General features: G+C 58.7%; 7 protein-coding genes and 5 pseudogenes. 9 read left to right on the plus strand and 3 right to left on the minus strand.

From position 1 onward, the window contains the following. A complete protein-coding gene (locus TMS3_RS07095; protein WP_025164566.1) occupies positions 1 to 930 on the minus strand; it encodes a PDR/VanB family oxidoreductase in 930 nt (309 codons plus the stop codon). Beyond that, complete coding sequence (locus TMS3_RS07100; protein ID WP_025164567.1) at positions 927 to 1,460, minus strand: dimethylamine monooxygenase subunit DmmA family protein; 534 nt, start codon at positions 1,458 to 1,460, stop codon at positions 927 to 929. The genes TMS3_RS07095 and TMS3_RS07100 overlap by 4 nt, the downstream gene beginning before the upstream one ends. A gap of 262 nt (positions 1,461 to 1,722) precedes the next feature. On the opposite strand from TMS3_RS07100, the gene TMS3_RS07105 reads away from it, so the two are divergent. The 4 genes and pseudogenes from TMS3_RS07105 to TMS3_RS24545 all read left to right on the plus strand — a co-directional run. Then, complete coding sequence (locus TMS3_RS07105) at positions 1,723 to 2,382, plus strand: LuxR C-terminal-related transcriptional regulator (RefSeq protein WP_025164568.1); 660 nt, start codon at positions 1,723 to 1,725, stop codon at positions 2,380 to 2,382. A 912-nt stretch (positions 2,383 to 3,294) separates the two neighbouring features. After that, the gene (locus TMS3_RS07115; RefSeq protein WP_268788205.1) at positions 3,295 to 3,825 is read left to right on the plus strand and encodes an ABC transporter ATP-binding protein; all 531 of its coding nucleotides are present in this window, start codon (positions 3,295 to 3,297) and stop codon (positions 3,823 to 3,825) included. 416 nt (positions 3,826 to 4,241) lie between these two features. Continuing rightward, positions 4,242 to 4,469 (plus strand): annotated as a pseudogene (locus TMS3_RS24995) (helix-turn-helix domain-containing protein); the annotation flags it as partial. 13 nt (positions 4,470 to 4,482) lie between these two features. Beyond that, positions 4,483 to 4,641, plus strand: a pseudogene (locus TMS3_RS24545) (LysR family transcriptional regulator); the annotation flags it as partial. A gap of 23 nt (positions 4,642 to 4,664) precedes the next feature. Here TMS3_RS24545 and TMS3_RS07125 read toward each other — a convergent pair. Continuing rightward, positions 4,665 to 5,138 carry a MarR family winged helix-turn-helix transcriptional regulator gene (locus tag TMS3_RS07125; RefSeq protein WP_025164572.1) on the minus strand — a complete coding sequence of 158 codons (474 nt, stop codon included), beginning with the start codon at positions 5,136 to 5,138 and terminating at the stop codon, positions 4,665 to 4,667. 338 nt (positions 5,139 to 5,476) lie between these two features. Here TMS3_RS07125 and TMS3_RS07130 point away from each other — a divergent pair. The 5 genes and pseudogenes from TMS3_RS07130 to TMS3_RS07150 form a co-directional block, all read left to right on the plus strand. Continuing rightward, positions 5,477 to 6,324, plus strand: a pseudogene (locus tag TMS3_RS07130) (PDR/VanB family oxidoreductase); the annotation flags it as partial. A gap of 42 nt (positions 6,325 to 6,366) precedes the next feature. Then, positions 6,367 to 7,449, plus strand: a complete 1,083-nt coding sequence (locus tag TMS3_RS07135) for an aromatic ring-hydroxylating dioxygenase subunit alpha (protein ID WP_025164573.1) — start codon at positions 6,367 to 6,369, stop codon at positions 7,447 to 7,449. Between the two features lie 85 nt (positions 7,450 to 7,534). Further along, a pseudogene (locus tag TMS3_RS07140) lies at positions 7,535 to 8,578 on the plus strand (alcohol dehydrogenase catalytic domain-containing protein); the annotation flags it as partial. Positions 8,579 to 9,351: 773 nt separating this feature from the next. Beyond that, on the plus strand, positions 9,352 to 10,305 hold the full coding sequence (locus TMS3_RS07145; protein ID WP_025164575.1) for a PDR/VanB family oxidoreductase: 954 nt from the start codon (positions 9,352 to 9,354) through the stop codon (positions 10,303 to 10,305). Between the two features lie 232 nt (positions 10,306 to 10,537). Next, a pseudogene (locus TMS3_RS07150) lies at positions 10,538 to 11,353 on the plus strand (alcohol dehydrogenase catalytic domain-containing protein); the annotation flags it as partial. Positions 11,354 to 11,389: the final 36 nt, after the last annotated feature.

Genomic DNA, 11,389 nt, shown 5'->3' on the forward strand with positions numbered 1-11,389 from the left:
CTAAAGGTCGAGCAGAAGGGGCTGCCCGCAACCGCGCGAGACACAGGGCATCAGGCTGGCGGCTTTTTCATCGGGGCTGAGGAAGTGATCACGGTGCTCAACATCGCCTTGCAGGTAACCGGTTTGGCACTGGCCGCAAACGCCACCGCGACACAGGTTTGGTACCTCGACACCGGCGGCTTCAAGGGCTTCAAGTAGGCTTTGATCAGCGCTCACATTCAGCTGCTGGCGACTGCGTAGCAGTTGCACGCTGAATGGTTGGCCCGACTGCGCCGCACTAAAGGCTTCGCTGTGAATGCGGCTGTCGCTCCAGCCGAGCGACGCAGCCTGCTGGTGCAGGTCATCCAGAAGTCGCTGCGGGCCACAGGCATACACATGACTGCCCAGTGGCCGGTTGCTGAGAACGTGCTTGAGATCGAGCCGGCGCTGCGGGCTGTCATAGCAATGCAGGCGCTCACCGAGCAAATCGCGCAGCTGGGCCACATAGGCATCGCTGATGCAATTGCGATAGGCGTAATGCAACTCGAATGGCGCGCCCCGGCGTAGCAGTTCTGTGCAGTAGGGCATGAACGGGGTAATACCAATCCCGGCGGCGAGCAGAATGTGCAGGTGCGCCTCGTTGTGCAGAGGAAAGAGATTGGCGGGGGGCGCGATGCGTAATTCATCACCGACCTGCAGTTGCTCATGCACGTAGCGCGAGCCACCTCGAGAATTCTCCTGGTGACGCACGGCGATGCGGTAGTGGCGCGTGTCTAAGGGGTCGCTGAGCAGTGAGTAGGCATTGCGCTTACCATTGGGCAGCAGTACTTGGATGTGGCTGCCCGCCGAGAATTTGGGCAGCGCCGTGCCGAGTGATTGCAAGCTGACTTCACGGATCACCGGGGTGACCTGGCGTATATCGGTTACGCGCACCGGAATAAAGCCACTCATGAGCGCGCCTGCGCATAAGGCTGGCGAGCGTCGGCGCAGACGCCGAGATAAGCGCCCAGGCGTCTGGAAAAATGTTGGCGAACCTCAAGCACCACACCACATTCTGTGCAGGTGTGAGGGCTGTCGAGAGCTCCGTGTTGGGTGGTTGAACAATGCACGCAGTAGATGGCATGGCCGCAGCTGGCGCTGGGGATCACCTGGATTTCTTCGGGTTGCAACCCGGCGACTCTGGCCAGAGCATGAAGCGGCCAAATGAAGTCCTCGTTGCCCAACAGGTAAATGCGCAAACCTACTGTGGCCTCGCGCAAAATGCTGAGCATGGCGCGTTGTAACTCGGCTGAGCTTGGGTAGTCGCTCAGTGACAGGTGAGTCATCGGTACCGCGGAGCTGTTCAGGCTGGCGCAGATACGCGCCTGTTCTGTGCAGCCGCGGCCCTGAGACACCATCAGGTGATGAGTCGCCAGCTGGCTGGGTTCGCCGCTGTAGTAGCGCGGTACGCTGGTGGGAAGCTGTTTGGTTGTCGTGCTCATGTCGATCCTCTTGCTGGCTTGCGCCAATCGCCATTTTTTTGCCCCGTGGTGACGCATGGAGGCTTTCACTTGGTGCATGAGGAACACGGTCTTGCTATGGGGTGTTCCGTTTCCTGGCTGGGAATATATTTTCCTCTGAGGAATTTGTGGTCAATCCGCAGGAGGTGGTACGCATAAAGGGGTAGTGCGAGATGTGGGCACATAAATTGCTGTTGTTCCAAGCCTGTTAACCACGGTTCACCCGCCGCCGAGGAGGAGAACGATGACCACCGCCAGTCTGTTGCTGAGCGCCACACGGCCTAAGCTTGTTGCGTCACCTCAGGAGCTACCGGGTGAACTCACCGAACGTGAAAGCCAGACCCTGGCTTTGATTGCCAATGGCTTGAACAACAAACAAATTGCCCGCGAGTTGGGCATTAGTGATGGCACGGTGAAGATTTACGTGCGCAACCTGCTGCGCAAGTTCCGGCTCACGTCACGCCTTGAATTGGCAACCTGGGTGTACCGCAGCGACGCCCACGCGCAGCCATCCCCGGAGCAGAGTGCTGGGGAAAATCCTAAGGTGTGGTTTGGCGGGCTGATTGATGAGCTGCCAGGGCTGATCTATCGGGGTGATAACCAGCGCAATTGGCCAATGCAATATGTCAGCGCCGGCTGTAAGGACCTGACCGGTTATTCGCCTGACTATTTATCCAACAACCCTGAGCATCACTATGGCGCACTGATCCTGCCCGAGTATGTGGATTACATTTGGTACTGCGTGCAATGCGCCTTGCTGCGTAATGAGCCCTACCAACTGAGCTACCGTATCCGCTGCGCAGATGGCCAGATCAAAGAGGTGTGGGAGAAAGGGGTGGGCATCTACTCAGCCTCAGGTGAGGTGCTGGGCGTAGAAGGCGCCATCTTTGAAGTGCACGAATGATGAACCAAGGCCGTTAGTACTTCAGGGGTGCTGATTTTAGCTGCCCAAGCCTAACGAGAAGGCCAGCGTGTGCTGAAAACACTTACCATCCGATTGACGTCGCTCTTCCACCAAGTCGAGAAAGCCCAATTGGATCAGTTTGGGGCAGGTCGGGATTTCACGTGCGGAATGCTCGTTCTTTAGCGACTTGTGAAAGCCGTTAGCGTTGATACTGATCAGGTGGACGCCGTGAACACCTTGGATCACATCATGTACGCGGCGTTGGCACAGTTCATTCAGTCACGCGCCGGTAAATAGGTAGAGCGGCATCATGGGTGCCCTGCGGCCAGTCGAAACGAGTGAAGCCAATTATTGAGGACTTTCATCAGTTTTGGACTAGGGAGCAGTGCGAAGTAGATTTCGCCGCCCGGCTCTTCAGTGAAAAGCACAGGGTGTTCCTGGCACTCTTTCAGCCGGCGTTCATAACTTGGCGTTGGGTCGCTTGACGCTAGCTTGGTGGGAGAGGGGCGGATGGCCCATGGCGAGTAGCTTGAGTGCACATTGGTATTTTACGAGAGGTTTTGGTATTCCAAAAATTAGCACCTGCAGGCTTGGAATAGCATTTGGAATACCATTTGGAATACCAAAAGACATGGATCCTGCTGGACGCTCATGGATCTCTATAGCGCTGAAAGCCCCGTATTTGGTGGGTTTCAGGCACAAAAAAAGACGTCAGTGGACGTCTTTAGATGTATGGATGGTGGAGCCGGGGGGATCCGACCTAACTCGTCGAATCGAGCCGCTTCCATCGAGTGGTTCAAGCCGGCACTTGGCGCAGGCCTTGTGTTGTCTGGCTTCTCAGTTCTCAAACATAGGCGGGTTTTTTTGAGCGTCAAGGGCGTAACAAAATAAACTGCTGTTTTTAGGGTAATTGTGTTTCGGTGGAGTGGGCGTTACCAAGCGTGGGTACCAGTTCAAATCCTTATAGGGGAGTTGAACTGGCGGAATGCATTAGGCGAGGTGCTGATTCGCGGCGAGCGCTGCAGCGGCCGCGCCACCCACCAGATTATCCGCCGCGGCATCGGTTACGTGCCGGAGGGCAGGGGCATGTTCCCCAATCTGAGCGTGCGCGAGAGCCTGATCATGGCCGCCCAGCCGGGTCTGGACGGACGCCGCGACTGGGACCTGGAGCGGGTGCTGGAGACCTTCCCGCGCCTGGCCGAGCGCTTCGCTCACCTGACCGGCAACCTCTCCGGCGGCGAGCAGCAAATGGTCGCCATCGGTCGCGCGCTGATGACCAACCCCGAACTGATGATTCTCGACGAGGCCACCGAGGGCCTGGCGCCGTTGATCCGCAAGGAGATCTGGCAGGTGATCCGCCTGATCAAGGCCAGCGGCATTGCCACCCTGGTGGTGGACAAGNNGAGCCAGCCGGAAATACTCCAAACTCATATTGGCCTGTGAGGCCAGGGAACCCGAACATGATCCATTCGACTGCCATTGAATCAGTGCGCAGCTGGCAGAAACCTCTGGCGACCCTGCTGCAACTGACGGCCGTGTTGGCGGCCGCGGGTCTGCTGCTCGATAGCGGCCAGCACGGCTGGCTGGCGGTGCTGGTGCTGACCAGCGCCGGACTGGCCGGCGTGCTCTACCACTGGCTGCCGCCGACCCTGGTGCAACTGCCGCCGGCGCCGTTGCCCACGGCGGAACCGCTGCCGCTGTTGGCGCCGGTCGCGCTTGCGGCGGTGCCCGAGCCGCAGCCTGACCCGACCGTGCCGCTACGCGCGCCCCTGGCCCAGTTGCTCGACGGCATCCTGCGCACCGAGGAGGACATGCAGTACGCCACCGACCTGGCGCGGGCAGGGGGCGAGAAGGTGCAACTCAGCGCCGCCCACCTGAATGCTCTGTGTCGGCGCCTAGCTGGGCAGTCGGCCTTGCAGCTGATCAACCAGCGCCTGCTGCTGGAGGCCAAGCGCTGCCTGGTCTACACCGCCATGACCATCAACCAAGTGTCGGATAGCCTGGTTTTTTCCGAGCCGGCGTATTTTTCCCGCTTCTTCAAGCGTGGCAGCGGGCTAACGCCCAAAGCCTTTCGCCTGCAACGTTGAGCCAGAGAACCGCATGAACATCGACAACCGCATCAAGTTCCGCCACCTACTGTGCTTTCTCGAAGTCGCCCGCCAAGGCAGTCTGGCGCGCGCCGCCGGAGGCTTGGCAATCAGCCAGCCGGCGGTATCGAAAACGCTCAAGGAACTGGAGAACATTGAATCGCCTCGGATTACCTAGACACTTTCCAGGCTCAATCAGGCGTCCTTGGCTGGGTCGTACTCATTCACATGAGCAACCTGGGCGTGCATGCGTCCCAGTAGCTTGATCAGAGTATCGACTTCTTCCGGCGAAAGGCCGCTGAGCAGGCGACGCTCCCGCTCAAGTGCAACTTTCAGCACCCTATCATGTAGGGCTCGACCGCTGGGCGTAAGGCTCACCGTGTTGCGGCGCGCATCGCGACTATCGGCCTTACTGGTCACGTGCCTCGCGGCCTCCAAAGCCTGGAGCGACCGGCTGACTGCGCTTTTGTCCAGGCCGATTACCTGGCAGATTCGATTGGCCGTAATGTCATTTTCGACCGACAGCATGGAGAGCATCCGCCACTCCACAACACCGATGCCGAAGTGTTTGCGATAGCACTGCGAAGCGCCCGCAGCCAGCTTGTTGGAGAGGAAAGTCAGTAAGCCGGGGACGTAACGTACAAGGTTTAGCTGAGAAGATTTTGACATTTAAACGGGCGCCTTAAGAACAAACTGACTAGCCAATTGGTTGACATGGCAACAGTGTGAAGTGAGGATAGCGACAACGAGGCGGTGCGGATATTCGTCTACATGGTATGCCCACCGCTGACCCTCACAAAAATAAATATTAGGTCTTTGCTATGAGCCGCCTTGATTACGCCTATCCCGCTCTGCGTCACCGCACACCGTTCACCTCCTCCTTGACGTCAGGCTAGAGCTCGCCAGCTTCATCTACCGCTATCGCAAATTTACCAGCGGCCACTTAAATGTGGAGAGATAGATCATGTTCCAAGTTCTCGTCACTCGGAAGGCAGATGAAGCTGACGGCATTTATCGATGTTTATATCGGGCGTGGCGTTATTCGCCAATATTCATTGTGCGTCACCCCGAGGAGCGTCATCGCTACCTGATCGGCGTGCTGAAGGACTCCAATTCCCGTGGTGGTTCGAAAACCAGGCATGACCGCGTGATTCAGGGGCCACTGCTCAATATCAGCGAGCCTCGGAATCTGTTCCCGTTGGAGTCGGATGGGAAGAGGCACGTGCTGTTCGCAGGTGGCATCGGTATCACTCCGATCTTGGCGATGGCCCAAGAGCTTTCCCATGGTGGTGCAGACTTCGAACTGCACTATTGCTTCCGCTCCAGAGCGCGCGCCGCCTTCCTCGAGGTGCTCCAGCAGAGCCCCTTCGCCAATCGCGTACATCTGCGTGAAGACAGCGACGAACATGAACAAAAGCTCAATGCTACGGCGCTGCTGGCGGCTCCAGAACCAGGGGTTCACTTGTACGTTTGCGGTCCGAACGGCTTCATGACGTACATCCTGGATTCCGCTCGGAACGGTGGTTGGCCTAAAGATCAGGTGCATCGGGAATTCTTCGCAGCTGCCGCCATCGAGCAAGGTTCAGATCAACCCTTCGAAGTCGAACTGGCCAGCACCGGTCTGGTATTCCAGATACCCGCAAACCGCACTGTTTTTGAAGTGCTGGATGAAGCGGGCATCGAGACCCAGACCTCTTGCGAGCAGGGTATTTGCGGCTCCTGCATCACCCGTGTTCTGCAGGGAACTCCGGATCACCGGGATCAGTTCATGACGGCGACTGAGCAAGCCAACAATGACCGATTCACACCCTGCTGCTCGCGCTCCAACTCACCGCGGCTGGTCCTTGATCTCTGATCCCACCGCCAAGAACAACAACCGAGAACTGTGGAGAACACCATGAGTACATCCAATGCCGAATCGCTTGTCTATGAGGCTGCTTCCCCTATCGCTTCCGCCCCGAGCTTCCCGTTGGACCAATGGTACGTCGCGGCCCTGGGCTGGGAACTGAAGGAAAAACCTGTGGGCCGGACGCTACTGAACAAGCCAGTCGTGCTGTTCCGCACTGCGGACGGTCAGGTTGCCGCACTGGAGAACCGCTGCTGTCACCGGGCGCTGCCACTGTCCAACGGCACCCTCGAGGAGCGAGGGGTTCGCTGCGGCTACCATGGCCTCCTTTTCAATGGTGATGGCAACTGCGTGGAGATCCCCGGTCAGGACAAGATCCCCAGCAAGGCCAAGGTGCCGGCATACCACGTGCGCGAGCAGGACCAGATCGTGTGGGTCTGGTTCGGCAGCGAAGCTCACCCGGAGCCGACGTGCGAACCGCCGGCATACGACGTGCACAGCAGCGGCAAGTACCTGTTCGGCGGCGACGTTTACCACTACGACGCCCCATATCAGCTTATCCACGATAACTTGCTGGACCTCAGCCACCTGGGCTATGTGCATCTGCGCACCATCGGCGGCAATGCCAGCATCCACATGAATGCTCAGATGAAGATAGAGAGTGATGACACTACCGTGCGTGTGGTTCGCCACATGCCTAACTCGGTTCCACCGCCAACCTATACCGCCGCCTATCCCTTTAAGGGCAATGTTGATCGCTGGCAGGAAATTGAGTTTCACGTGAGTCACTTACAAATCTGGACTGGCGCGGTGGACGTCAATACCGATGCAATGGACGACCCAGAGCGCGGTGGTTTCCATATGCGCGGTTTCCATGGCGTGACACCCGAAACCGAGTCATCCAGCCACTACTTCTGGACCATGGCTACCAACCCTGTCAGCGATCCAGAGGCGACGAAGATAAAGGTTATTGAGCAAACGATCCTCACATTCGACGAGGACAAGGAAGTCATCGAGGCGCAGTACCAAAACATGTGCCGCTTCGGTACCCGCCCCATGGTCGACATCCACGTCGATGTCGGAGCCAATCGCGCCCGCAAGATAATAGAGCAGATTCGCCACTCCACCTGCTGAGTGTTCAGCGGGTGCTTATCGGCTGATGAGAGCTCGTGGATTTTTCCTGTTTCGCGTAAACCCCTAAGTGTTTGAAGGAGGTTGCATGTCTGGTAATCGTGGTGTCGTATATCTCGGCGCGGGTAAGGTCGAGGTACAGAAAATTGACTATCCGAAAATGCAGGATCCGCGCGGCAAGAAGATCGAGCACGCGGTCATTTTGCGCGTGGTATCGACCAACATCTGTGGTTCGGACCAGCACATGGTGCGCGGCCGTACTACCGCACAAACCGGCCTGGTGCTGGGCCACGAGATCACTGGTGAAGTGATCGAGAAGGGTCGCGACGTAGAGAACCTGCAGATCGGCGACCTGGTCTCGGTACCGTTCAACGTCGCCTGCGGCCGCTGCCGCAGCTGCAAGGAACAACACACCGGCGTCTGCCTGTCGGTCAACCCGGCCCGTCCCGGCGGCGCCTACGGCTACGTCGACATGGGCGACTGGACCGGTGGCCAGGCGGAGTACGCCATGGTGCCGTACGCCGACTTCAACCTGCTCAAGCTGCCGAATCGCGACAAGGCGATGGAGAAGATCCGCGACCTGACTTGCCTGTCCGACATCCTGCCGACCGGCTACCACGGTGCCGTCACCGCAGGCGTCGGCCCAGGTACCTCGGTGTACATCGCCGGTGCTGGCCCGGTCGGTCTGGCCGCTGCCNNTCAGGGCTTCGAGATCGCCGATCTGTCGCTGGACACCCCGCTGCACGAACAGATTGCCGCCCTGCTGGGTGAGCCGGAAGTCGATTGCGCCATCGACGCGGTGGGCTTCGAGGCCCGCGGTCATGGTCACGAAGGCGTGCAGCACGAGGCTCCGGCCACCGTGCTCAACTCGCTGATGGGCGTGGTCCGTGTCGCCGGCAAGATCGGCATTCCTGGCCTGTACGTCACCGACGATCCAGGTGCGGTCGACGCGGCAGCCAAGAAGGGTGCACTGAGCATCCGCTTCGGCCTCGGCTGGGCCAAGTCGCACAGCTTCCACACCGGCCAGACTCCGGTGATGAAGTACAACCGCCAGCTGATGCAGGCGATCATGTGGGACCGCATCAACATCGCCGAAGTGGTGGGCGTACAGGTGATCAGCCTNNTCAGCGCGGCCTGAAAATCGATCCCCGGCTGGATCAGGCGCCCCTCGGTCCTGAGCACCGAACCGTCTCGGAGTCGAACCGTCGGCTCCGAAAAACCGTATCCCCTCTGGGGTGGGGAGGTTTCGGCTGCCCGTCGTTCGAATCATCTCGCCTTTTACAGTCTAGGGCCTGAAGTGCTTTCGCTCATGTCCTGTGCGCTGGTTGAGGGCGCTTTTGTTGGTTTATCGAATAACGAGGCCTGAAGCATGCGCTGCGCTATCACCCATTATCAGTACTTGTCAGACGTAGAGGTCAGGCCGAAATGGCTCGCCCAAGAGGGGTATCTAGTTTCTAGATACTCGCCATTTGTACTAACGATTGGTCAAATTTATTGCGACTTCCTACCCTGTGTTGCAAAGGGACGTACAACGCTGGCGGGAGAGTCGTGTCGGCATAGCATCCCCCGATACCGCACAAACGCATACGCTCGCGTATTCGTGCTAGCACAATAAAAACTAAAGGATTTCTTATTAGCGAAAGCAGTAGGTTTTTGTCGTGCTTAGCTTGGAGCTGATCGGTAGTGACGCGCTGGAGATCGAACTGTGGTGCTTCATGCAGCGGTGTTTCGAGCACTGTGGCTCCATCAGCGAGAAATCAATCCTTGCTGATGCTCACTGCAGCCCTCGTTTGACTAGTGCTGCAGTCGACCCAACTTGTCCTCTTGTCGCGTGAACTGCGCGGCTATCCGCGCCGTTCAAAGTATCCGCGTGGTCCCGCCCTATATTCCACGAGGTAGAACACCATGATCGACGTTACGGTCACTCGCAAAAATCTGGAAGCCGAAGGCATTTATAGTTTCGAATTGGCCCGGGCCGATGGCCGGGCGTTACCGCCGTTCAGCGCAGGTTCCCATGTCGATGTCCACCTGCCTAACGGGCTGGTACGGCAGTATTCGCTGTGCAATCACCCCGATGAGCAGCATCGCTACCAAATCGGGGTCTTGCTCGACCCAGCATCACGGGGTGGCTCCCGGCTCATGCACGAATTAGTTGACGAGGGCACTCTGCTGCGTATCAGTGAGCCCCGCAATCTGTTCCCGCTAGCGCATGGCGCCAAGCGCTCGTTGCTCTTCGCTGGTGGTATCGGCATCACGCCCATCCTCTGTATGGCTGAGCGCCTGGCGCAGATCGGCGCGCAATTCCAAGTGCATTACTGCAGTCGCTCACAGACGCGCACGGCCTTCGTTGAACTCATGCAGGGTGCCTGCTTTGCCGATCGGGTGAACTTTCACTTCGATGATCGCGGTGATGAGCAAAAGCTCAATGCAGGTCAGGTCCTGGCGGGATATACCGAAGGGGATCATCTCTATGTTTGCGGTCCTGGTGGGTTCATGGCGTTCGTCTTGGCTCAGGCTCAGGCGGCGGGGTGGCCGGAGGCGAGCCTACATCGCGAGTATTTCAGCGCAGAGCCTCAGGTACACGCGAATGACGGGAGCTTCGAGGTGCAGTTAGCGAGTAGTGGCCGCTGTTTACAGATTCCAGCCGATCGTTCAGTTGCCGACGTGCTGTTGGAGGCCGGTATCGACTTGCCGCTTTCGTGCGAGCAAGGCATTTGTGGTACTTGCCTGACCCGAGTACTAGAGGGCGAGCCAGACCATCGCGACATGTTCCTCACCGTGGAGGAACAGGCTCGAAATGACCAGTTCACACCTTGCTGCTCCAGGGCGCGAACTCCGCGCCTAGTGCTTGATCTCTAGCCGAAGGCTCAGCCCAGGAGAGGGTCGCCTCGCTCTGCTCCTGGCTCAAGAAGCTCTCCGGTTGGCTAGCAGGTTGAGTAGCACAAAATTTGTACCGCGATTGCCATTACCTCGTCCTGCTTTCGCATGCTTTAACGACTGCTGAGTGTTCAGTGGGCGCAAATCGGCTGGATGAGCGCTCGCAGATTTTTCCTATATTGCGTAAATCCCTAAGTGCATCGAAGGAGGTTGTATGTCTGGTAATCGTGGTGTTATTTATTTAGGCGCTGGCAAGGTCGAAGTACAAAAAATCGACTATCCAAAAATGCAGGATCCACGCGGCAAGAAGATCGAGCATGCGGTGATCCTGCGTGTAGTCTCCACCAACATCTGCGGCTCCGACCAGCACATGGTGCGCGGCCGTACCACCGCACAAACCGGCCTGGTACTGGGCCACGAGATCACCGGCGAGGTGATCGAGAAGGGTCGCGACGTCGAGAACCTGAAGATCGGCGATCTGGTCTCGGTACCGTTCAACGTCGCCTGCGGCCGCTGCCGCAGCTGCAAGGAACAACACACCGGCGTCTGCCTGTCGGTCAACCCGACCCGTCCCGGCGGCGCCTACGGCTACGTCGACATGGGCGACTGGACCGGTGGCCAGGCCGAATACGCCATGGTGCCGTACGCCGACTTCAACCTGCTCAAGCTGCCGGATCGCGACAAGGCGATGGAGAAGATCCGCGACCTGACGTGCCTGTCCGACATTCTGCCGACCGGCTACCACGGTGCCGTCACCGCTGGCGTTGGTCCGGGCTCCTCGGTGTATATCGCCGGTGCCGGTCCGGTCGGTCTGGCCGCAGCTGCCTCCGCGCGTCTGCTCGGCGCCGCCGTGGTCATCGTCGGTGACGTCAACCCGGTGCGCTTGGTGCATGCCAAGGCTCAGGGCTTCGAGATCGCCGACCTGTCGCTGGACACCCCGCTGCACGAACAGATTGCCGCCCTGCTGGGTGAGCCGGAAGTCGATTGCGCCATCGACGCGGTGGGCTTCGAAGCCCGCGGTCATGGTCACGNNCGAAAAACCGTATCCCCTCTGAGGGGGGGGGCG

The sequence above is a fragment of the Pseudomonas taeanensis MS-3 genome, from assembly GCF_000498575.2.
GTDB classification, from domain to species: domain Bacteria; phylum Pseudomonadota; class Gammaproteobacteria; order Pseudomonadales; family Pseudomonadaceae; genus Aquipseudomonas; species Aquipseudomonas taeanensis.

Excerpts from the sequence above, each read along its gene's own strand:
- TMS3_RS07105 (WP_025164568.1), top strand. The coding sequence starts at position 1,723 with ATGACCACCGCCAGTCTGTTGCTGAGCGCCACACGGCCTAAGCTTGTT.
- TMS3_RS07125 (WP_025164572.1), bottom strand. The coding sequence starts at position 5,138 with ATGTCAAAATCTTCTCAGCTAAACCTTGTACGTTACGTCCCCGGCTTA.
- TMS3_RS07135 (WP_025164573.1), top strand. The coding sequence starts at position 6,367 with ATGAGTACATCCAATGCCGAATCGCTTGTCTATGAGGCTGCTTCCCCT.
- TMS3_RS07100 (WP_025164567.1), bottom strand. The coding sequence starts at position 1,460 with ATGAGCACGACAACCAAACAGCTTCCCACCAGCGTACCGCGCTACTAC.
- TMS3_RS07095 (WP_025164566.1), bottom strand. The coding sequence starts at position 930 with ATGAGTGGCTTTATTCCGGTGCGCGTAACCGATATACGCCAGGTCACC.
- TMS3_RS07145 (WP_025164575.1), top strand. The coding sequence starts at position 9,352 with ATGATCGACGTTACGGTCACTCGCAAAAATCTGGAAGCCGAAGGCATT.